22 protein-coding genes and 1 tRNA gene are annotated in these 20,099 nt (G+C 37.1%); 5 read left to right on the top strand and 18 right to left on the bottom strand.

Annotated features, from left to right (window positions below; translation table 11 throughout):
• Positions 1 to 12: 12 nt before the first annotated feature.
• A complete protein-coding gene (locus ND811_RS02855) occupies positions 13 to 702 on the top strand; it encodes a hypothetical protein (RefSeq protein ID WP_265350459.1) in 690 nt (229 codons plus the stop codon).
• On the opposite strand, the gene ND811_RS02850 is transcribed toward ND811_RS02855, so the two are convergent.
• From ND811_RS02850 to ND811_RS02830, 5 genes are read right to left on the bottom strand one after another with little or no spacing between them, the layout of a single operon-like run.
• Positions 703 to 1,416, bottom strand: coding sequence for a histidine phosphatase family protein (locus ND811_RS02850; protein WP_265350460.1), 714 nt, complete (start codon positions 1,414 to 1,416; stop codon positions 703 to 705). It lies immediately after the preceding gene.
• Positions 1,417 to 1,848 carry a hypothetical protein gene (locus tag ND811_RS02845; RefSeq protein ID WP_265350461.1) on the bottom strand — a complete coding sequence of 144 codons (432 nt, stop codon included), beginning with the start codon at positions 1,846 to 1,848 and terminating at the stop codon, positions 1,417 to 1,419.
• Positions 1,838 to 2,869, bottom strand: a complete 1,032-nt coding sequence (locus ND811_RS02840) for a phosphotransferase family protein (protein WP_265350462.1) — start codon at positions 2,867 to 2,869, stop codon at positions 1,838 to 1,840. Before ND811_RS02840 ends, ND811_RS02845 begins: the two co-directional genes overlap by 11 nt.
• Before the next feature lie 4 nt (positions 2,870 to 2,873).
• Entirely contained in the window at positions 2,874 to 4,049 is a 1,176-nt protein-coding gene (locus tag ND811_RS02835) for an acyl-CoA dehydrogenase family protein (RefSeq protein WP_265350463.1), read from the bottom strand.
• A gap of 45 nt (positions 4,050 to 4,094) precedes the next feature.
• Entirely contained in the window at positions 4,095 to 4,997 is a 903-nt protein-coding gene (locus tag ND811_RS02830; protein ID WP_265350464.1) for a LysM peptidoglycan-binding domain-containing M23 family metallopeptidase, read from the bottom strand.
• A gap of 255 nt (positions 4,998 to 5,252) precedes the next feature.
• On the opposite strand from ND811_RS02830, the gene ND811_RS02825 reads away from it, so the two are divergent.
• Together ND811_RS02825 and ND811_RS02820 are read left to right on the top strand one after the other, a co-directional pair.
• Positions 5,253 to 5,975 (top strand): CPBP family intramembrane glutamic endopeptidase, encoded by a 723-nt coding sequence (locus ND811_RS02825; protein WP_238735323.1) that lies wholly within the window; start codon positions 5,253 to 5,255, stop codon positions 5,973 to 5,975.
• Positions 5,972 to 6,730 carry a hypothetical protein gene (locus ND811_RS02820; protein ID WP_265350465.1) on the top strand — a complete coding sequence of 253 codons (759 nt, stop codon included), beginning with the start codon at positions 5,972 to 5,974 and terminating at the stop codon, positions 6,728 to 6,730. Before ND811_RS02825 ends, ND811_RS02820 begins: the two co-directional genes overlap by 4 nt.
• A gap of 36 nt (positions 6,731 to 6,766) precedes the next feature.
• Here the strand turns inward: ND811_RS02820 and ND811_RS02815 are convergent, their stop codons facing one another.
• On the bottom strand, positions 6,767 to 7,102 hold the full coding sequence (locus tag ND811_RS02815) for a hypothetical protein (protein WP_100789015.1): 336 nt from the start codon (positions 7,100 to 7,102) through the stop codon (positions 6,767 to 6,769).
• 21 nt (positions 7,103 to 7,123) lie between these two features.
• Between ND811_RS02815 and ND811_RS02810 the strand changes: the two genes are divergently transcribed.
• Positions 7,124 to 7,552 (top strand): DUF423 domain-containing protein, encoded by a 429-nt coding sequence (locus tag ND811_RS02810; RefSeq protein WP_135745317.1) that lies wholly within the window; start codon positions 7,124 to 7,126, stop codon positions 7,550 to 7,552.
• On the opposite strand, the gene ND811_RS02805 is transcribed toward ND811_RS02810, so the two are convergent.
• Positions 7,528 to 7,854 carry a hypothetical protein gene (locus ND811_RS02805; RefSeq protein ID WP_135572973.1) on the bottom strand — a complete coding sequence of 109 codons (327 nt, stop codon included), beginning with the start codon at positions 7,852 to 7,854 and terminating at the stop codon, positions 7,528 to 7,530. The two genes, ND811_RS02810 and ND811_RS02805, sit on opposite strands and share 25 nt — an antisense overlap.
• Positions 7,855 to 7,888: 34 nt before the next feature.
• Positions 7,889 to 9,394, bottom strand: a complete 1,506-nt coding sequence (locus ND811_RS02800; RefSeq protein ID WP_265350466.1) for a carboxypeptidase M32 — start codon at positions 9,392 to 9,394, stop codon at positions 7,889 to 7,891.
• Between the two features lie 83 nt (positions 9,395 to 9,477).
• On the opposite strand from ND811_RS02800, the gene ND811_RS02795 reads away from it, so the two are divergent.
• A tRNA-Gly gene (locus tag ND811_RS02795) sits at positions 9,478 to 9,548 on the top strand.
• Positions 9,549 to 10,051: 503 nt separating this feature from the next.
• Here ND811_RS02795 and ND811_RS02790 read toward each other — a convergent pair.
• From ND811_RS02790 to ND811_RS02745, 10 genes are all read right to left on the bottom strand, one after another.
• Positions 10,052 to 11,338: an SMP-30/gluconolactonase/LRE family protein gene (locus tag ND811_RS02790; protein ID WP_265350467.1), complete on the bottom strand. Its 1,287-nt coding sequence runs from the start codon at positions 11,336 to 11,338 to the stop codon at positions 10,052 to 10,054.
• Positions 11,331 to 12,578, bottom strand: coding sequence for an SMP-30/gluconolactonase/LRE family protein (locus tag ND811_RS02785; RefSeq protein WP_265350468.1), 1,248 nt, complete (start codon positions 12,576 to 12,578; stop codon positions 11,331 to 11,333). Before ND811_RS02785 ends, ND811_RS02790 begins: the two co-directional genes overlap by 8 nt.
• Positions 12,578 to 13,468, bottom strand: coding sequence for a M24 family metallopeptidase (locus tag ND811_RS02780; RefSeq protein WP_265350469.1), 891 nt, complete (start codon positions 13,466 to 13,468; stop codon positions 12,578 to 12,580). The genes ND811_RS02785 and ND811_RS02780 overlap by 1 nt, the downstream gene beginning before the upstream one ends.
• Positions 13,469 to 13,553: 85 nt before the next feature.
• Positions 13,554 to 14,300 carry a helix-turn-helix transcriptional regulator gene (locus tag ND811_RS02775; protein WP_265350973.1) on the bottom strand — a complete coding sequence of 249 codons (747 nt, stop codon included), beginning with the start codon at positions 14,298 to 14,300 and terminating at the stop codon, positions 13,554 to 13,556.
• Between the two features lie 192 nt (positions 14,301 to 14,492).
• A complete protein-coding gene (locus ND811_RS02770) occupies positions 14,493 to 14,915 on the bottom strand; it encodes an iron chaperone (protein WP_265350470.1) in 423 nt (140 codons plus the stop codon).
• A 23-nt stretch (positions 14,916 to 14,938) separates the two neighbouring features.
• On the bottom strand, positions 14,939 to 16,330 hold the full coding sequence (locus tag ND811_RS02765) for an MATE family efflux transporter (RefSeq protein ID WP_265350471.1): 1,392 nt from the start codon (positions 16,328 to 16,330) through the stop codon (positions 14,939 to 14,941).
• A gap of 3 nt (positions 16,331 to 16,333) precedes the next feature.
• Complete coding sequence (locus ND811_RS02760) at positions 16,334 to 17,296, bottom strand: SRPBCC family protein (RefSeq protein ID WP_265350472.1); 963 nt, start codon at positions 17,294 to 17,296, stop codon at positions 16,334 to 16,336.
• Positions 17,289 to 17,654, bottom strand: a complete 366-nt coding sequence (locus ND811_RS02755) for an ArsR/SmtB family transcription factor (protein ID WP_265350473.1) — start codon at positions 17,652 to 17,654, stop codon at positions 17,289 to 17,291. Before ND811_RS02755 ends, ND811_RS02760 begins: the two co-directional genes overlap by 8 nt.
• Positions 17,655 to 18,034: 380 nt before the next feature.
• On the bottom strand, positions 18,035 to 18,643 hold the full coding sequence (locus tag ND811_RS02750; protein WP_265365510.1) for a beta-class carbonic anhydrase: 609 nt from the start codon (positions 18,641 to 18,643) through the stop codon (positions 18,035 to 18,037).
• A 321-nt stretch (positions 18,644 to 18,964) separates the two neighbouring features.
• Positions 18,965 to 20,041 (bottom strand): alkene reductase, encoded by a 1,077-nt coding sequence (locus ND811_RS02745; protein WP_265350475.1) that lies wholly within the window; start codon positions 20,039 to 20,041, stop codon positions 18,965 to 18,967.
• Positions 20,042 to 20,099 lie beyond the last annotated feature (58 nt).

Below are 20,099 nucleotides of genomic sequence, written 5' to 3'. Positions count from 1 at the left end.
TAAATAAAAGCAATGAGTTTAAATTCTTACGATGATCATTTAGAAAGAAAACCCAATGGAGAACAAATTCCATCGGAGAAAAAAATCTCAACCTTTGAAAAGGTCACTTCGGGAATCTTTCGAAAGTTATTAATTCTATTTTTGATTACCTATCTATTCCCAGAATGTTCTAGTTTTGGTCCTAAAAATGCTCAGAGCAGCCTTATCATAGTTCATATGACAATTGTGAAGGATGAAATGATTATGGACGAATTGATTGATCCAAGGTTTCAAAAGGTTACACTTAAAAAAGGTGATAAAACTTTTGAATACAATGAAAGTTCGGAGCATTACTATTACTTTCAAAATTTAAAAGAAGGGCAATATGAAATTCATGATGCGGTCCACCTCTTGAATCGTGGTGCTTCCGACTTTGCTTTTGGAAGTACCAAACAACCAACAAAAATTGATATCGATTTTGATCGTAAGGATATTGAAAAATCGCGAGTGGATCTGCAACCGGGAACAGTTGTATTTTTGGGAAGTTTTCACGTCACAGTTGATTTTAAATTCCAAGAAGAACCAAAAATTACGATTCGTTATAGTAAATCCAATGAAGAAGAATTAGCTGCTATGGAACATTTGTATAAAAATTTTCCAAGAACCGGTTGGGGACAAAAAGCAAAAAATAGACTTAAACTTCTATCTTCATTTGCACAATAGTTATACCAAGGTAACCAAATCAGGATTTTGTAAGTGAGGTGTGTTATTCCAACTCACTGGCTCCCAATGGCCATTTTCTCTTCTAAAAACACTAAGAGAAGAATTGGTGATCGATTTCATAAATACCGGAAATTCAACAGGTTGCATTTTACACGATAGACCCATCATAATGGCTATGGGAGTGCTGGACGAAACGACTAATGTACTTTTTACATCATTTGGTATTTCTTTTGGGCCAAAGGAAACCTTTTCTACATATTCTTTGAATGTATAAGGTTCCACAGGATCCCAAACTCCATGAACCCAATCATTTAATACAATTTGAATGAGTTCTTGGAAATAGTCTCTTGTTTCCTCTTTTCCTTCTTCCCAGGCTTTTTTATATGATTCAAATAATTTAGCAAAGTTATTATTCGCATGACGAATCTTAGCTGCAAGCCCTAACCACATTTTGGAATCAAATTCGTCCCAGGCTGAATTTTCAACTGGTTCAGGAATACAAAATAAATCATTTGAAAAACTTTCAATAATACCTTGGGCAGTTTGTTTTTGGCGATTGAGTGTACCTGTATACACAGAATCAAATTCAATTCTTTGGCTTTTGAAATATTCACCTAATAATTTTGCTTGTTTCCAACCATGTTCTGTTAATTGGTCATAGTTTTTTCCAAGGCGGTCTGCCTGTCCGTGACGAACCAAATACAATAATGACATTTATGTTTGGAACCTCGGATTTGAGATGGCCAAGTTTTCTTTGAGTTGGTTTTTTGCAAAATTCCAAATTTTACCACCTGGTTTTAAATCGGAGTTTGTTTTATCTTTTGTTAGGTTCCGAATTGTATTGGCAAATTCTTTGTTCCAACCTAAAAGCAAATTGTATTTTTCCTTTCTGGTTAAATTTGCAAATTCTTCAGATTTAAATTTTGTTTCTAAGTCAGAAATTTTTAAACCTAAGTTTTGGATACGGCGAAAGTCCGATTCAAACTCAGAAGATTCCATTTCTCTTGTAATCACTCCCAACATATTCCAAGAAACTAATGTTTTGTATGATAACAAATCATCCCCTTCCAATTTAGGAAGAAGTTCCTTCATTAAAAAATCCTGAATGGAGGAAATGAGTTCCTTTGTTTCTGGTCTATATTGCATTACTTACCTCTTCAATGAGACGCATAGCTTCCCATTCCATTTCTGAAGTTCGCCGACCAATGGCCGCCAGTTCAATCCCTTTGTCTTTACCCGATAAATGTCTTTCTGTTTGTTGTGCGCTTCCAATGGCCCAACGAACATTTCCCATAATTTCCCAAAAAGTTACCTTAAAAGGATCCACAGGAATTCCCGAAGTGTTTTGGTATGCTTGGTAAAAATCTTTACGATCACCAAATCCACCCACTTCTTTATTAAGCCTTCCAAATCGCCAGTCGCGCATACACAACCAAGCAATGTCTTCGTGACGATCCCCAAAGTGGGCAAATTCATAATCTAAAATTCCTTGGAGTCCTTCGGAGTTCATCATAAAGTTTCCGGTGCGAAAATCCCCATGAACGAGAACTATATCATCAATCGAAGGGGCATTGGATTCTAACCAAAACAAACACAATTCAATGGCCGGGTGCGCTTCAGGAAGTTCATCTAACGACTGTCTTAAATCAGAGATAGCAATAGAAATATAATTCTCTTTTGTGACAATTTTTAGTTTTTGTTTTAGTTCTTCATCAGAAACAAAACTCGGTTTTACCGTATGGAGTTTGGCTAAGTTTGCAGCCAGATCTGATACCATACGGGATTTACGATAGGCATCTAGTTCTTTGTCCTTAGTGATGTAACGCCCCGTTGCCCTACCTGCAATTTTTTCCATTAGAAAAAAAGGAGAACCTATGACATCGGAAGTTTCTTCCAAAAAAACTGGAGTCGGAGTTTTGACACCTGCTTTGTAAACAAGTTCCGCAACTTTGAACTCATCTCGTTTTGACAAAGAAGAAAGTAAACTCGCTCCTTTATCTGTACGCAAAACTAATGACTGTTTTCCGGATTTGGAAATCAAGTCCAAGGCATAATTGTCTTGGCAAGCTCCTCCGCTTAAATGTTGCATTTGGGAGACTTTAACATTGTCTTTCCAAACGGAAGATAAGTGGAGTTCTACTTTTTCTTGTAAATCCTTAATTTCCATACTCCTAAAAGTCCCATTTTTCTGAAATGTAATTTCGACCAATGACCATCTTATGCACTTCAGATGGCCCATCAGCAATCCTTGCAGCTCGTGCATCCCTGTAAAACAATTCTAAAGGCAAGTCTCTCGAATATCCTTTGCCTCCACAGATTTGGATTCCCATATCAATGGTATTACATAAGGACTCGCTTACTTTCCATTTTGCCATAGATGTTTCTTGGCGAGCATCTTTCCCTTTTTGCAATAACCAAGCCGCTTTCAAAGTCAAAAGGAAGGCCATTTCAATTTCTGTAGCACGTTCGGCAAACATCCATTGGATACCTTGATGGTCAGCTATTCGAGAATTAAACACTTCCCTTTCTTTCGCATAACTTCGAGCAATTGCTAAGGAACGTCTTGCCATACCTGTCCATCGCATACAATGAGTTAAGCGAGCAGGACCTAATCTTTCTTGAGAAAGTCGAAATCCTTCTCCCACCCTACCAAGAACCATATCTTCAGGAACTTCTACGTTTTCGAAATTTAGTTCGCAGTGTCCACCAGGTCCATGAGAACCCATAAGTTCAATTTCCCGAACCATTGTGTATCCTTTCGCATCGGTTGGCACAAGGAACATAGTGGTTTTGCGGAAACTCCCATTTACTTTTGCCATCACAATCAGATATTTTGCCCCATTGGCCCCTGTACAATACCACTTACGACCATTGAGGATGTATTTATCACCTTGTTTTTCGGCATTGGTCTGTAAGGTGGTAGGGTCTGATCCTGCCCCCGGTCCTGGTTCGGTCATTGCAAATCCTGTTCGTAAATCGCCTTTGATGAGTGGGTGGAGGATTAATTCTTTTTGTTTTTCAGAAGCAGCAATCGAAAGTAGATGCATGTTTCCTTCATCGGGAGCATCACAATTAAATATGTATGGAGCAATAGGGGAACGACCCAGTTCACTAAAAATAATACACGTTCCTATTAAATCTAAACCCAATCCACCTTCTGATTTTGGAAGATGTGGTGTCCAAAAACCAGCTGCCTTTACTTTAGCACGCGCTTGTTGGTTAATGTCTTCAGGCATACGACCTTTTTCATAATCGTAATGTTTTTCCAGAGGGATGATTTCATTTGTAATGAAGTCTTGGATATTTTTGCGAAGTGTTTCTACTTCTTGGGGAATTTCAAAGTCCATTGATTCCCAGAATTACAAGAATCAATATGAGTCGTAAATCTTTTTTTAATGAGATCGAAAAATAGGTCTTTCACGTTTTGAATTTCTTCTAATTTCAAAATGCAAATGTGGACCGGTCGCTCTACCTGTTTGTCCAACTTCCCCAATTTTTTGACCCTTATTTACTTTTTGTCCTACATTAATATTAAAATCTAAAAGATGTCCGTAACGAGTTTCGTATCCTAAACCATGTTTTAAGATGATTAAATTTCCATAACCACCTTGTTTACCTTTGAATATTACTTCACCATCCATAGATGCAAATACGTCTGATCCTTGTTCGGCGGCCAAATCTATCCCACCATGAAAGGTATCTTTTTTAGTGAATGGATCAATTCGTTTACCAAAACCAGAGGAGATCCTGGCTTCCGTTAATGGGAATTGAAATCCAAATCCATAGAAAAAAGATTTTTCGGATTTTCCCATGGATATACCTGGCAAAAACCATTTTTCTCTTTCGGAATCATATTGTAATTTGTTGGAGTCGAGATTATATTTTTCAGCTAATACTAGTTTGGTTTTTCCATCCCCAGTTGTTTCTTCGGGATGAAAGGTTCCGCGCATATTGGGAATTTCTAATATCATCCCTGGTGATAAATCATGTGGTGAACTGAGCTCGTTTACAGAGGAAAGAGTTTCCAGGTCCATTCCTGTTCGTGCCATAATTTTAAAAAAATTATCTTCCTTCCGAACTTTGTATTCATAATATTTCAGGGGAATCAGTTCTTCTTTCTTTGCTCCAGACTTGGAGATTCGTAAATTTTCTTTAATTTCCGAACGAAGATTTTTTAAGGAAGGGTTTGTATATTCCAAATTTGCCAGAGTGAGTGGGCTAGATAGGAGCGACGAGAGACTACTGAAAGTAATCAGAATCAAGGCCCATTTTGGAAAATTGACGGTTTTAGACATAATCTTCTAATTTGAATATCGGCCATTTCCGAAAAAAACGATGACGATTCTTGCCGAAATTGAGGAACTGTAAGGCAGATGCAGAATCGTTTTTTTGAAATTTTTCGACTGACAGCCTATTCGCTGGGCCTGGTTTATATATGTTCTTTCTTCTATTCTATTATTTTCTTAGCTTTCGTTAACAATTCGGTCCTGAGTGACCGGATCCCCGAAGAACAGTTACTTCCCCTCTACGAAGAATATTGGGATGGCAAAATGGACTTTGCCACAATGCTATCTGAATACGAAAAAATTGTCACACCGATCAAGGACCAATTTCAAAAGGAAATCACTGCCAATCCCAGTTTGCTATTATCTCAGTTTTACGATAAGGTGTTTTCTGAAAAACCTCATTACCTATTAGGTCATTCCATACCGTGGTTTTTATGTTATGTGGGTCTTGGATATTTACTTTATAAAAAAGTATTACAAATTCCTGTAACAAACCTTCAAGATGAATTATCCATCCCTATTTTACTTCGTGGTATGGCCAATGGATTTATCTGTTTTATCGTCGTAGTTATCTTTGGATTGATATTAGAAAGGTTATCGGTTCCTGTGGAATCAGGAGTTTTTGCAAAAAAACTTTATGAAGCCCTTCATGGAAACGGGTATTTATTAGCCTGGGGAATTTATGTTGTGGGTATCATTACAGGAATTCTGGAAGAAATCTTTTTTAGAGGATTTTTACTAAAAGCCTTTATTGATAAGAACCTTGCCCAAGAAGGTTTGTTCATAGTTTCACTCCTTTTTGGTTGGCTGCATTATGGAGAAGGGACATCGGTTGCCATTCCATTTATTATCTGCGGAGTGGGCATGTTTTTTGGATATATCTATATTAAAACCGGAAATATTTGGATTGCGATGGCTTGTCATGCCACTTATAATTCGTTAGGTTTAATTAATGCATACCTTCAACTTCCCGGAGTCCAATCATGAAACCATTTAAAAGATTCCGGTTCCTACTTTTACATATTGGTTTTTTAATTTTTCTTTCTACAGGTCTTAATAACTCTCTATTTGCCGGAGAGACAGTAGAAGTTTTGGGTGGAGCTGAAGATGTGAATCTTCGTTTGGTGGCCCTTTTAAACAAATTAGATCCCGATTTTTATGCGGATGAAAAAACACAAGGTTTTGTTTACAGATACAGACATCGTTGGAAGAACCCATATGATTTTAATATTTACGTAGGGAAAGTTGGGAAAACTTCTCCTGATTCCATCATTCGCATTGAATCACCTAGACGTGGTCAAGAAAGGATGTGGAAACAAATTTTGGAACAAGAAATTCTACAAAAATCCCCACATGAATCTGCAGTTCCTCTCTCTGAAAAATACCATATTGTTTCTCAAGGTTTAAATTTAATTACACCAATGGCCTCGGTTGGTTATAACTCTTGGAACTCTCCATTATTCACAAATCGAGATACTTTTGTGAGTATGAGTATTTATTTATTATGCGATTTAATTTTGGCAGGTGGGGCTTATCTTTATGCCCAAGAAAATTTACCTAAAAAGAATATTTGGGACAATATGGCAAACGTAAAAGGCCCAGGAAGTGTTTGGGAATCACCGAATGCCGTAGGAATATTTGCAGCCCTTGCTGTTTCCAGAGCGGTTCGTGCCTTTGATGCTTGGGAAGATACATCCGCACATAACAAAACTGCTCAATTTGGTTGGTCGTTTAAATTTTAATCGAAAGAATCAAACGACCAAACTTCCCATTTTCGATTATGATTTGAATAGGTCTCTCGCTGCGTCGGCCGCACTTGACCTTTCAAAGTCTTCTCTCTCAATTAAAGTTAAGTCTAAGCCTTCTTTGTCGATTCTACTTAGAATCTTTCCAATATCTGCCACCTTACTCAGTTTAGTTGCCAAATATTTAAATGTAACTCCACAATCAGGGCATTTTTTATCTTTTAGATAGTTGAGACCCAACTTTTTACAATTTCCACAAGTTCCATAGAGATCATCAATATAGAGTAATTGTTTTTTTACATCTTCTACATTGAGTTGTCGCCAAACTCTAACAAATTTAGTATTCTTTCCAGATGCATCTGAAGTCATAGGCAATAGGAAGTATCGTTAATGAATCTTGTCAAGAAGCAATCCTCTGCGTTTTTAATCCTTCTCATTTGTATTTCTGGTTTTTTAGCTGTTGCCATCGGAGCATTTGGTGCCCACGGACTAAAAAAAATAGTATCCCCCGATTTGATGATCATTTATGAAACGGGGAACCGATATCATTTTTATCATACATTGGCATCACTTGTCGCATTTCTCTTGTTACAACATTCTTTGGTATCGGATTCGTCGAATAAAAGTAATACTTATTTGAAAATAGCAACATGGATGTTTCTATTGGGAATTTTGATTTTTTCTTTTAGTTTGTATGCCCTTGCCGTCACAGGGATTCGGGTTTTAGGTGCTATCACCCCCCTAGGAGGAGTGAGCTTTTTAATTGCTTGGTTTTGTTTGGGAGTTGGTTCTTTTTATCTTTTTGTTCCAAAAAAATAATTGCCTTGTTTACTGATTAAATTTCTAGAAATTAAGCCGTCAGCGATGAGTAACAAACCTTCGGCGGCTGCTTTTCTCGCTTCTTCTGTGCTGTCTTTTTGAAGAGACATTAGTTCATGTACATACTTTCTTTTTTGAATATCCAAAACACCTAACATAGAGCCTGCAATTTTTTCATCCATTTGCATAAATGCCAATGCAAGAGTTTGTGGTGGTGTTTCTATACATAAATAGTATAATGCAAGGTTATCGAAATATGATAATTGACTTAACTTCTCTAAAACTTGTTCTGATCCTGACATAAATAATCCTTTTGTATAATATTTTAAATTTTTACTATTTCGTTACTTCTTCAATTTTTCCATTTAAATAAGAAATTAAATATTTGGAATTAGCAGATTCACCTGTCACATCTCGCATGAGTGTATCTACATCATAAATTTTACCTTTAGAATGAATATTTTTTCTGAGCCAATTTAGGAGATCAGAAAAATCACCTTTCGCAGAAAATTTGTTATGCGAATCCGGATATTCTTCTGTGAATTTTTTGAAAAACTGTGAGCTAAAAAGATTTCCCAAAGTGTAAGTTGGAAAATATCCGAAAGCACCCATAGACCAATGGATGTCCTGTAAAACACCTTCTGCATCATTTTCTATGGAAAGGCCAAAACTTTCCTTCATTTTTGCATTCCAAATCTCTGGTAGATCTTTAACTTGGATATTTCCATTGATGAGATCTCTTTCTATTTCAAAACGTAAGATGATATGAAGGTTATAGGTAACTTGGTCTGCTTCCACTCTGATTTTTGTTTTTTCAGTACTATTGATGTATTGGTATAACTCTTTAAATGGAAGTTCTTTATCTGTGAGGCCAAAATCAGATATTAAAATGGGATAAACAAATTCCCAAAATGGTAAGGAACGTCCCACTTGATTTTCCCACAATCGGCTTTGCGATTCATGGATTCCTAAACTTAAAAATTCGGTAATTGGAGTTGGCCAGTCCGGCATAGATGACAATCCGGACTCATAAAGTGAATGACCTGTTTCGTGTAACACACCAAAGATGGAAGAAAGAGGATCTGTTTCAGAATACCTAGTTGTAATTCTTTTATCACCTTTCCCTAAACTTGTGGAAAACGGATGGTTACTAGTATCCAATCTAGATTCTTTTGTTGTTAAACCTAAAAGTGAAGGCAAACGATTGCAGAATTTTTTTTGTTTGTCGATAGATACCACTCCAGGAAATGGATTTTTAAATTTAGGAGCGGTGGCAACGATTGGTACCAGGGACTTTTTCAAATCAGAAAATAAAATCTGAATTTGTGCTGCTTTGGCTCCTTTCTCATAGCTGTCGAGTAGTGCATCGTAAGGCTCTGTCGTATAACCAAAATAATCTGCTTGTTTTTTAGATAATTGAACTAATTCCTCTAATCGATTTGCAAAGGAATGAAAGTTTTTTTCTTTTTTCGCTGTTGCCCATTCTGCATGCGCTAAGTTAGTGACTCGTGCAAATTCAGAAACAAACTCAGAAGGCAATTTATCTGCTTTCTCTTTTTCTTCCATCAGGACTTCCAACTCACGTTTCCAAACTGACTGCTCCCATTCGGGAAGTTCGCCAATAGACTTTTTAGCCGCCTCTATTTGGTTTAGAAATGATATGTCGGTCATCCATTCGTGGGTTAGCTCTGCAACGGCCGCAATTTGTGAGGATCGGTATTCTCGACCCTCTTCAGGCATCATCACCTCAGAATCCCAATGAAGGACGGAAGCTACATCTTGGAATAGTTTGATTTTACGGTATTGTTTTCGGTAATTTTCAAGTGCTTGGGGCAAGGCCATTGTCTCATTTTCTTCCTACCACACTTTCTGGAACCAAAAATCATTGACCCTTTACCCCCAACCAAAACTATGTATTTACTGTCGCGGGTGTGGTGTAACGGTAGCACAGCAGCCTTCCAAGCTTCTGGCGAGGGTTCGAGCCCCTTCGCCCGCATGACAATCTTTTCAAAAATCAATCAACATTCAAGATCCATTGGCTCGAACAGTGTCGCGACCTGAAATAGGAGTGACCCATAGGGAACGACTATTTCAGAAAGAAAGCCACGATGGCTTTCGACGAGCGACGCCGTGACTCGGAGCGCGGTGAGGACAGGATGTCCGAACAGCGGAGAGGGCGAGTCCCTTCGCCCGCATGACAAACTTTCCAACCAATCCTTATCTTCCTATCGATCAAATAGAACAGTGGCGCGACTTGAAACAGGGATGACCCATAGGAAACGAATGTTTCAGTAAGTAAGCCTGGATGGCGAATCAAGAGCGACGCCGCGCCTTCGAAGCGTTGGGCTTGGGAAGTTGTGAATTAGTCCCTGCGCCACCGATCGCAGTGGAAATCCTTTCCCAAAGGGAAAGATTGGAACGAAGAGCGGGATCGCCTCATAGATATTTGTTAAATATTGTATTAGTTGCGAGGCGCCCCAATTTATCAGCTAAAGATTGTTAGGATATGGCATTGTAACAAATCCCTTGAAACCATCTTGGTATACCGCTAGATATAATTTTTCTTTTCCAGAAACAACCACGATTATATAGGAAAAATAAACTTCCGTCATGCATAGCAAAATACAATGGGTTACTTCCGTTAGGTGAAAGAGCAAGTAGCCCAGTTTTTTTAGATACTGGTTGTAAAGATTCTGGTATGTAGAGGACTAGTCGTTTCCAAAATGGATGTTTGTGTAACCAAGTGATTAGTTTGGATCGCTCCACTGGGATTGCTATCCAAATGCGACCTTTTGAATCTCTGTCCATTCCATCAGGAAATCCAGGTAGACCGTCAATGACTATTTCATCTTTTCCTTCTTTATCTCCCATTAGGTGCAAACGGATAAGTCTCGATTTAGATAATTCATTCAGAAGAATCGAGGACTCAAAGTCTCCGTTGGAATATTCTAATAAAATACCGTCTAAATAAGTGTATTGGTATGCCATTAAACTTACAGTGTTATCTTTTAAATCATATTTCCAAAGATGACCATTCCGCCCAAGCGTGAGAACTTCTTGTTTAGATTGAATACTCACTCCAAGGATTGCATTAGGATGATCGTAAGGTTCTGTAAAATAAATTCTCTCACCATCCCTACTAATGGCTAGATCATCCGCCTTTTCCACATTACGACTGTTAATTTCATTTAATTTTGAAATAGGTATTTTTGTCTCTTTACCTTTCGCAAAAAAGATTCCAATATGACCATCTGAAGGTTCTTTGGTTTTATCCACTAAAGGAACCCGACTACCTATTTTTCGTAATTCTTTCTTAGAAATAGTGAGTTCGTAAATTCCTGGTACTGCAGAGGTGTTCGTCGCATGTTCTTTTCCACGAGACAGGCACATATAAATGATATCTTTATTTTTTGGATGAAAAACCATCCCTCCTGGTAAAAGCGGAGTTTTGATCAATGGTTCTGCTTGATTATTACTCAAATCAACTTTCCAAATCCAACCATCAATCGAAGCAACAAATGCTCTTCCTAAATCTTCTTGTAATAAGATCTCATCTTGCGCTGGTAAAGTAGACCCACTTATTGTTACATTTTGTTTGATGGGATCTCCTTCTGACTTGATAAAATTTATCTCAGAATGATAAGGTAAATCGACAGGTTCCTTAATTTGATTTTTGAAAATTTCTTCAGGTGTTCGACATGAAATTAAAACAAACAACAAACCTAATGAATGAAACGAGATTAGTTTAAGATTTTTAGTAAAAGATTGATTTAGTATCTTAATCATTAGAAGATTCACCTAACAAAATGCTAGATATCGGCATTGAATACAATCCTCTTGAGGAAGTATCAAAAGATGGAAAATATAGAGTATCAAGGTTTGGCACAACTACAGAAATATCTTTTATTTTGGATCCATCATGCATCGAGTAATATAAAGGAGTTTTCCCATCTGGTTTTAAGACAAGGATTCCTGTTTTTTTTGCTATTGGCAACAAACGCTGCGGAAGAGATAACAAAAAAGGTTTTAGCCAAGGATTGTTATGGATCATATTTACAAGACCAGATCTAGGTTTAATGATCCCGACCCAAATTCTTCCCTGATTGTCTCGCTCTAATCCATCTGCAAGTCCCGGAAGATTTTCTAATAAAACTTCAAAGGAACCTTCTTTTTTCCCACTAATATTTGCTTTGATGATTCTAAACTTTGTTGTTTCTGTAATGATTACAGATTCCTCTTTAAAATTAGAATGATCAGCGATGATAATTCCATCTACAAAGGTAAACCCACTCATAATAAGAGAAATTGTGTTTTGTTTTCTATCAAACATCCAAAGTTTACCATGAGGATAAAGTCCTATCGCCTCTGGAACAGCCCCACTTCCCATTGCAGCATCCGATCTTTCAAAGGGTTCAGAAAGATAGATTCGATTTCCATCCTCCGAAACTGCGAGATCATTACAAAGGGAAAAGGGCCGTGCGTTTGAGTCGTTTAGAGTTTTTATTGCAAAAGTCGGACGTTTTGCTTCGGAATACACAATTTCAAAATCTGACGGATCAGTTTTTGGCAGGTACAATAGAAGTGGTACTACTTTTTTTGATTTGATATTCACTTCATACAATCCAACCTGCTTTGTTTCTTCATAACTCACTCCTCCAAGTTTCGAAGCGCAAACCAAAATAGATTCGTTCTTTTTATTAGAAAACTGCAAGCCTGCAGGATTCACAGGAGGTTTGACCCAAGCTAACGCTGTATTAGTTTTAAAATCTAATTTCCAAATCCATCCATCCATCCCCGATGCAAAAGCTATTTGATCTTTATTGTCAAAAATTAAGTCATCATGTCCAGGTAAGTCCTCCATGTTTGTATTTAGATGAGTTAAAAAAGGATCTGGTTTACTTACTTTCAAAACTGATTCAGGAACTTCTCCCAGTTTATATGCTTTTCCAATCTTAATGTTGCTTGTATTACAAGAAAGGAATAACAGTAAGATCAAAATTATTGAATTTAGACTGATAACTTTCATTAAATTGCCTTAATACTTTGAGTTAGATATTTTTTTACATGAGGAACATCATCGTCTAACCAATAGGCTTTGTCCTCTTCCACAACGAGTATTTCTTCAAACTTAAATCCAGTTTTTCCTCGTCCAAGGTGAGGTTCAATGGCCCATAATCCGACTTTGTTTCCTTCGTGGTCCGGTGTTAATAATTCAGGCAAAACCTTATGAGATAAAAATTCGTAAGACCCTTGTATGCTAAACCAACTTGCAAAACTTATCGGTAATAAAGGAAATGAAATGTTAGGAAGGTTTACTTTATACACACGGTGGCCAAGAACGGCAAATGGATACAAAGAATGTACGTTATCAAATCCGGACTTTTTTGCATCCGCATCTATCTTCCACCAAATTTCAGAAGAAGACATTTTTGAATTAAAATATTTTGGGATTTCTTCTCGAAGGTGTAATAAATAATCCATACCTTTGTCGAGTTCTTGATTTTTAGTTAACGAAGATGAGTAACCAATGTCACCGATGTAACCATCAACAACTGGAGATACATCTAATATAAATGATTCATCTTCCGTTAATTTTTTTTTGCCAGGATGAAATTGAGTAAAACGTTTGTATCCATCAAACCTAGCATGTTCGCCAAACCAAGCAAAGGGCCTATGTAAAAAAACTTTCACACCGTGGTCACGCAAAAATTCATCCATACGTTTTGCTGTTTGTTTTTCAGTCCAACCTGGTTTCATTTCCTTCTCGATAGTCGTAACACATTCATAAGCCAGTTTTTGAGCTTTTAGAAATCCTAACTTTTCTTCAATAGAAGGAGTTTTGATCGATTCAGAATTTAGTTTTGAAAATTTTGAGGATAATTTTGATAATAATCCTCTTTCATTGGTTAGGGGCATCAGCTTCTCATATCCTTGTTAGAAAATAGAGGATAACAAAATATAAGGAACTGTGCTTGAATGATTCCGGTATTTTTAAGATTTATTACAGATTTTCATTAGGTTCGCAAAATCGAACTTCTGCAGTTTTTAAATGTCCAAAAAATAACGATGGTATAAATCCGAAATTTTCTTTGAATGTTCTAGAAAAATGAGCCGAGTCAGAAAAACCAGCTTCGTGCGCAGCCTCTGTTAAATTTTTTCCTGCTTTCAATTCTTTTGTCGCTCGTAATATTCGAACCCATAGCAGATACCTTCTCAATGGAATTCCTAAATTTTCTTTGAACAACCGGATCAATCTATCTTCTGAAATAGAAAAATCTTTACCTATTTCTTTCATCTTAATGCTATTTGGAATTTCCAATCGAATTCTTTTTGCAATCTTTTCAATTCTCGGATCAATTGTGGTATTTAATTTTTCAAATGGATAGACAGTCCGAAGTAAATTGAGTTGAAGTTGAGTAGCTTCCTGATCATCTAAATTTCCATAATACAATGACCAAAGTGAATCTAGTAACGGTGCGAATTTTTTTATATCTAACCTTTTTACTTCTCCAGGAGATACGGATTCTGAAATGGATCCAAATTCATACGTTTCTGGATCGATCAATAGTGCCACCATCTCTACTCCAGGAGAAATGGTTCTATGATATGTGTTTGGACCAACGAGAGCAACACGATATTCCTCTTTACCTAAATTAGTTTCAATAGTAATGTTTTTTTCTAATGAGACTGCAAGGGTTGCAGCATAATGCGAGTGAAAATCTGTTTGCATATTGTTAGTTGCAAACATTACTCGACTGTTCCATAAATAAAGTCTACTATTTGTTTCAAACTCCATCTATGATCTCCATTCAGAAAAACATGTGGCTTGATTTTTTAATTAGTCAAGTCTTCCTAATTGAAATCTATTATAAACAGACTACTACACAAAATTTATTTTTGTTAGAAAAGAAAGTAATAGTATCGAAGAAATAACATCTCTTCATTTACGATTTGGTTTAGATTTTTTTTTTTGAATGGGGCTCTTTTTTTTCGAAACTTTTTTCTTTGTTTTTTCTAGATTTTCTGCCACTCGAAATTTTACAATTTTTTTGATCAAAGGATAAGGTATAGGTTCATTCAACGGAAATTGAATAGAACCTTTACCAGATTTATACCTTGAAATCTCTTTTTGAAAAGCCTGGTTACCTGAAGGAAGTGCATAAAAACCTATATGTTTAGAAAAAGCTGCAAAATGTAATAAATTGCCATTTTGTACAAATGTCGGAATTGCATAACTAATTGTTTCCGTAGCCTCTGGTGCTTCTTTCTGGATGGTTTTTCTGATCTTCTGAAGAACTGATTGTACTTCTTCCGGAAAGTTTTGAATATATTCATCTATCGACTTTGTTATATTGGTTTTCATAATATGTCCCTACAATATTATTTCTACACTTTGCTTTGTTTCCAATGCCCTTTAGTAAACAACCAAAGAGTAAATACACCAACAGAAGATTCCGAAATCATAATGGACCAAAAGACTCCAGTGGATCCGAATGAAAAATATTTTCCTAAAAGATAAGCTAAGGGAATCTGAATGACCCAAAAGAAAACAATATTGATTTTAGTAGGTGTTATTGTATCACCAGCGCCATTAAACGCCTGTCCGGCGGCCATCCACCATGCATAAATAAAGTAAGAATAAGAGACGATTTGCAACCATTGTCCTCCAATTTTTATGACTTCTGGATCCTCAGTAAATATAGAAATTAAATTTTCGCTCCAGAAGAAATAGATGATGGATACTAAAATCAAATATCCCATATTACAAAATCCAGTATACCAAACAGATTGTTCTGCTCGATCCGGTTTTCCGGCTCCTAAGTTTTGACCAACTAACGTTGCAACTGCGTTTGACATACCCCAAGATGGCATCATAGTAAACATCATAGTTCGAAGTGCAATCGTAGCTCCTGCAACGGTCTGACTTCCAAACTCAGAAAGAATTCTCATGATGAATATCCACGAGGTCATACCAACAATCATTTGTCCTATCCCACCGAGTGATGTTTTTAAAATGCCGCGAATGGTATCCCATTCAATTTTCAGATGGGAAGCAAAAATCTTAATATGTTTTCCTCCTTTAAATAACAACCATAACTGGAAAAGGACTCCAATCCCACGACCTAAGTTGGTGGCAATAGCAGCCCCAGTGATTCCATAGGCAGGAATAGGTCCCCATCCAAAGATAAAAATTGGATCTAAAATGATATTTAAACCATTGGAAATCCACAAAACCCTCATAGATATTGCGGCATCACCTGCCCCACGGAAAACTGCATTAATAAGAAAAAGAAGGACAATTACGATGTTACCACCTAACATCCATTGCATATAGTGATAACCTTCATTTAACACCCACTCGTCACCACCCATGAGAGAAAGTAGTTCTTTCGAAAAAAATATTCCTGCAATTGCAAAAGGAACTGAGGCTAAAATAGCGATCCAAATGGATTGAATGGCAGCTATACCTGCCTTATCTTTTTCTTTTTCACCAATGCGTCGGGCAATAATTGCTGTCACAGAAAAAGATAGTCCCATTGCAACGGAATACAAAAGAAATAAGTATGTTTCCGTAAGCCCAACGGTTGCAATGGCGGAGGCACCCAAGGATCCTACAAAATAAATATCTACAACAGCAAAAACAGATTCTAATACAAGTTCCAAAACCATCGGAACAGAGAGTAAAAAGACAGCCTTTCTTATGCTTACTTCAGTATAGTCTTCTTCGGAACCCGCAAGAGCCTTTTTTAAATCTTCCCACAAACTAGCGCTTGTCATGTTTTATTTCTCCAAATATTGGCCTAGTCGAGAAAGAGTTTGTTTTCCACCTTCAATGGCACCAATTTTTAACTTTGCATTTCGAACGTTTGTATCAGAAAAAGTCATTTGCAACTTTACTAATGTCTGGTTCTTTTCGAGAGCAATTAGATTTATGTTCACTAAAAAATCATCATTTTTATTTTTATCGCCGGAGCCATGTATATATTCCAAATAATCGAATTCTTTAATTTCTTTATATTCAATAGTATTTGGCCAAATGGTCCCATCTGGTCCATCCATAGTAAATATCCATTTCCCACCTACTTTGAAGTCCATAGTTTTCGTAGTAGTTTTGAATCCATTGGGACCCCACCAATTACTGATTGTTAGCGGATTGGAAAATGCCTTAAATACAATTTCTTGTGGATGGTTCAATTTTCTTTCGATACAGATTTGATTAGCCTTCGGTAACGCATTTTCTTCCAATTTTTCAAAGCTCTCTGACCAACCTTCCTTCATTCCGGAATTCGCAAAGCCGTCACGTATTTGATTATTTGCAAATTCTGTAAGAAGAATCACTTTGGTTTTGCCATCAGACTCCTCAAACAATACCCGTAATTTAGAGTTTAGAATCTCTCTGTCGCCAGTAATTCCCGCCATTTTTTGAACTTCTTTTACCCATTCATCTGGATGTTCATCCACTAAATCACTTATCACAAAACTTTGGAAAGGTGTGATTTCTAAAAATTTCCCAATAATTGGATAATCGACTCCCTCTGGTGACCGCATAACAATTCTATATGATCCACCAACTTGAAAATCAAATTCAACTGTAGGATTTGTAAATCCTTTGGGTCCCCACCACTTTGCGATATGTAATGGATTTGTCCATACTTCCCAAACTAGCTGAATCGGAGCATCAAACGTTCGTTCGATGCGAACGACTTTTTCTTCTAAAGTAAAAATTGGATCTGATTTAAACATTGTTAGTTTTATCCTGCTGTTGTTTTTGTAGTTCGTTCAAATAGGCATCCAAACGATCCAAACGTTCTTCCCATAATTTTTTGTATTGTTCCAACCATTGGTTAGCTTCTTGTAAAGCCTCTACTTTCAAACGGCATGGACGATACTGTGCTGTTTTGGTTTTTTCAATGAGTCCTGCCTTCTCTAGAACTTTCAGGTGTTTGGAAATTCCGGGAAGACTCATCTCAAAAGGTTCTGCCAACTGAAGGACTGTCGCTTCACCAGAAACCAATTGCATCAATATCTTTCGCCGAGTCGGATCTGCCAATGCCTGAAACGTCGCATTAAGCGTTTCCTCAGGATCCTTTAATTTAACCATATAGCTAATTAACCTTTTGGTTAAATTGTGATCTTGTCTTCACTCTGTCAAGGGATTTCTAAGGTTTTTTGGCTGGGAAAGTTATGACCGGAGAATATTAGTACCCCACCCGATTTGAGGGAGGGGAACTGAACCCGCCTCCCAATGCAGCCCTTCTATCAAAATCCTTTCATTTCAGAAATCTAAATCACTAAAACTAAGAAAAAAATTTTGAAAAGTTCATGTTTGTTAATTTTACAATGTAAGGATGGACTCAAATAGAGTTTGCTTTTAAAAAACTTAAGTTGGTTTATCTCTTTTTCTTCATTAGTGATAAACCAACTTTCTATTAGGTAAGATTACTAAAGATTCTTATAAAACAAAGATCTATAGGAATTTGATTATGATGCTCTTCCAATTTTGCTAGCTTCAGGAACTTCTACGAGTCTCCCTGTTTTTACATCATAATAATATCCATACACTGGAATGTCTTTAGGAATCAATGGATGGTTTCGAATTCTTTTTACATCATCGATTACACTTTGTTCTAAATTTTCAAAGGTGAGGAAAGGAATGAACTTTGCTTCTTCCGAACCACCAGACTCTTCCACATTCCGCCAGCCGTTTGAATCAATGGTTGCTGTTTTTAAACTTTTAGAAAGAAGATTACGAATGATCGGATCAGTGAAAAGTTGCATCCCGCAATCAGAGTGATGGATTACAAAAAATTCTTTGGTTCCTAGCAGTTTATAAGAGATCACGAGCGAACGGATGGCATCATCGCTAGCACGACCGCCTGCGTTACGAATCACATGAGCATCCCCTTCTGCTAAACCTGCATATTTAGCAGGATCGAGTCTAGCATCCATACAGGTTAGGATGGTAAAACTTCTCGCGGGAGGAAGAGCCAATTCTCCTTTTTTACCAAAATCCGATGCATATTTTTCATTGGCGACGATGACTTCTTTATGGACTTTACTTGATTCTTGTTGTATGAGTGTATTTGACATAATAGATAAAAAATCCACTATAACAGAAATGACAAGAAAACCATCCTTCGGTTGTCTATTTCCTTTCAAATCCTGTGCATTGCATTTAACAAATGACTAAAAGATTGGAAATCGATTTAGCTCAAGTTACCAATTTTGGTTTAGGGATTCAATCCTGTGCCAGGGATCCGAAGGGCTTGGTCACCTACCAACGCTAGGTGGTAGGTGACGGGAGCGATTGCGGACCCCGTAGGAGCCCGGTCATTGCTACTAATAAATCTTAATTTTAGTAAACATTGAGGCACCAAAAAAAATGGTGACTAAAATATTTTCTAACAATAGTTAGCTTGACAATGGATAATCAGTATACCCTTTTTCACCAGGAGTATAAAGAGTGGTTTGGTCAAAGGAAGCTAAAGGAATGTTCTTTTGGAACCGAGTGACAAGATCGGGATTGGCTAGGAATGGTTTGCCAAAAGCAACAAGATCGGCAATCCCAGAACTCAGGTCTTTTTCGGCGCGCTCAACATCATATCCTCCACTGAGAATAAGAGTTCCTTTGAACGCTTTTCGGATATTCTCAACTGTCTTTGGTTCTACTTTTGGTGCACCCATTGAAGAATGATCCACCAAATGAACGTAAACAATTCCTATTTCATTTAGTTTTTCAGCTAACAAAGAATATTCGTCATGTGTTTCTGGAAAAGGAAAAAGATCATTAAAAGCACCGTAAGGAGATAAACGAATTGCTGTTTTATCTTTACCTATCGCATCACTGACTGCTTTCGTTACTTCTATAATGAATCGAATACGGTTTTCGATAGATCCACCATATTCATCGGTTCTTTGGTTTGAAGTGGGATGTAAAAACTGTTCCAATAAATATCCGTTGGCTGCGTGTAATTCGACTCCATCAAAACCAGCCTTAATTGCATTTTTAGATGCATTAACGAATTCTTCTTTGGTTTGTTTTAATTCTTCTTTGGACATTTCCTTCGGTGTAGGATGATCTTTCATTCCTTCTGTATCTGTCCACATTTGGCCCTTTGCAAGGATTGCTGATGGTCCCAAAACTTTTGCACCTTTTGGTAAATTCAGTTCGTGTCCGATACGGCCGGTGTGCATCAATTGCACAAAAATTTTGCTTCCTTTGGCATGGACTTTATCAGTTACTTTTTTCCAAGCTTTGGTTTGTTCTTCCGAAAAAATTCCAGGAATTCTCGCATAACCAAGACCATTCGGGGAAGGTGAAGTTCCCTCAGTTACAATAAGTCCTGCTTCTGCCCTTTGTTCATAATACGCAGCAACAATTTCACCTGGCACGTTGTCTATGGAACGGGAACGGGTCATGGGAGCCATCACCACTTTATTTTTTAAGGTAAGATTTCCTAATTTCGCTTCTGAAAATAATGATTTCACAAGGTTCTCCAATTAATTTACTTTTGAAAAATAGACTACAATATGAAACGATTTGATG

Source organism: Leptospira soteropolitanensis (genome assembly GCF_026151655.1).
Lineage (GTDB): Bacteria > Spirochaetota > Leptospiria > Leptospirales > Leptospiraceae > Leptospira_A > Leptospira_A soteropolitanensis.
Note: the sequence above shows the minus strand (reverse complement) of the source record. Positions and strands in the feature narration are given on the sequence as shown.

What these genes read in the sequence shown, in the direction of transcription:
- ND811_RS02805 (WP_135572973.1), bottom strand. Translation starts at nt 7,854, where the DNA reads ATGTCAGGATCAGAACAAGTTTTAGAGAAGTTAAGTCAATTATCATAT.
- ND811_RS02785 (WP_265350468.1), bottom strand. Translation starts at nt 12,578, where the DNA reads ATGAAAGTTATCAGTCTAAATTCAATAATTTTGATCTTACTGTTATTC.
- ND811_RS02790 (WP_265350467.1), bottom strand. Translation starts at nt 11,338, where the DNA reads ATGATTAAGATACTAAATCAATCTTTTACTAAAAATCTTAAACTAATC.
- ND811_RS02750 (WP_265365510.1), bottom strand. Translation starts at nt 18,643, where the DNA reads ATGTCAAATACACTCATACAACAAGAATCAAGTAAAGTCCATAAAGAA.
- ND811_RS02845 (WP_265350461.1), bottom strand. Translation starts at nt 1,848, where the DNA reads ATGCAATATAGACCAGAAACAAAGGAACTCATTTCCTCCATTCAGGAT.
- ND811_RS02760 (WP_265350472.1), bottom strand. Translation starts at nt 17,296, where the DNA reads ATGTTTAAATCAGATCCAATTTTTACTTTAGAAGAAAAAGTCGTTCGC.
- ND811_RS02770 (WP_265350470.1), bottom strand. Translation starts at nt 14,915, where the DNA reads ATGAAAACCAATATAACAAAGTCGATAGATGAATATATTCAAAACTTT.
- ND811_RS02755 (WP_265350473.1), bottom strand. Translation starts at nt 17,654, where the DNA reads ATGGTTAAATTAAAGGATCCTGAGGAAACGCTTAATGCGACGTTTCAG.
- ND811_RS02825 (WP_238735323.1), top strand. Translation starts at nt 5,253, where the DNA reads ATGGACTTTGCCACAATGCTATCTGAATACGAAAAAATTGTCACACCG.
- ND811_RS02800 (WP_265350466.1), bottom strand. Translation starts at nt 9,394, where the DNA reads ATGGCCTTGCCCCAAGCACTTGAAAATTACCGAAAACAATACCGTAAA.
- ND811_RS02775 (WP_265350973.1), bottom strand. Translation starts at nt 14,300, where the DNA reads ATGTTTGCAACTAACAATATGCAAACAGATTTTCACTCGCATTATGCT.
- ND811_RS02830 (WP_265350464.1), bottom strand. Translation starts at nt 4,997, where the DNA reads ATGTCTAAAACCGTCAATTTTCCAAAATGGGCCTTGATTCTGATTACT.
- ND811_RS02835 (WP_265350463.1), bottom strand. Translation starts at nt 4,049, where the DNA reads ATGGACTTTGAAATTCCCCAAGAAGTAGAAACACTTCGCAAAAATATC.
- ND811_RS02850 (WP_265350460.1), bottom strand. Translation starts at nt 1,416, where the DNA reads ATGTCATTATTGTATTTGGTTCGTCACGGACAGGCAGACCGCCTTGGA.
- ND811_RS02840 (WP_265350462.1), bottom strand. Translation starts at nt 2,869, where the DNA reads ATGGAAATTAAGGATTTACAAGAAAAAGTAGAACTCCACTTATCTTCC.
- ND811_RS02765 (WP_265350471.1), bottom strand. Translation starts at nt 16,330, where the DNA reads ATGACAAGCGCTAGTTTGTGGGAAGATTTAAAAAAGGCTCTTGCGGGT.
- ND811_RS02810 (WP_135745317.1), top strand. Translation starts at nt 7,124, where the DNA reads ATGAATCTTGTCAAGAAGCAATCCTCTGCGTTTTTAATCCTTCTCATT.
- ND811_RS02820 (WP_265350465.1), top strand. Translation starts at nt 5,972, where the DNA reads ATGAAACCATTTAAAAGATTCCGGTTCCTACTTTTACATATTGGTTTT.
- ND811_RS02780 (WP_265350469.1), bottom strand. Translation starts at nt 13,468, where the DNA reads ATGCCCCTAACCAATGAAAGAGGATTATTATCAAAATTATCCTCAAAA.
- ND811_RS02855 (WP_265350459.1), top strand. Translation starts at nt 13, where the DNA reads ATGAGTTTAAATTCTTACGATGATCATTTAGAAAGAAAACCCAATGGA.
- ND811_RS02815 (WP_100789015.1), bottom strand. Translation starts at nt 7,102, where the DNA reads ATGACTTCAGATGCATCTGGAAAGAATACTAAATTTGTTAGAGTTTGG.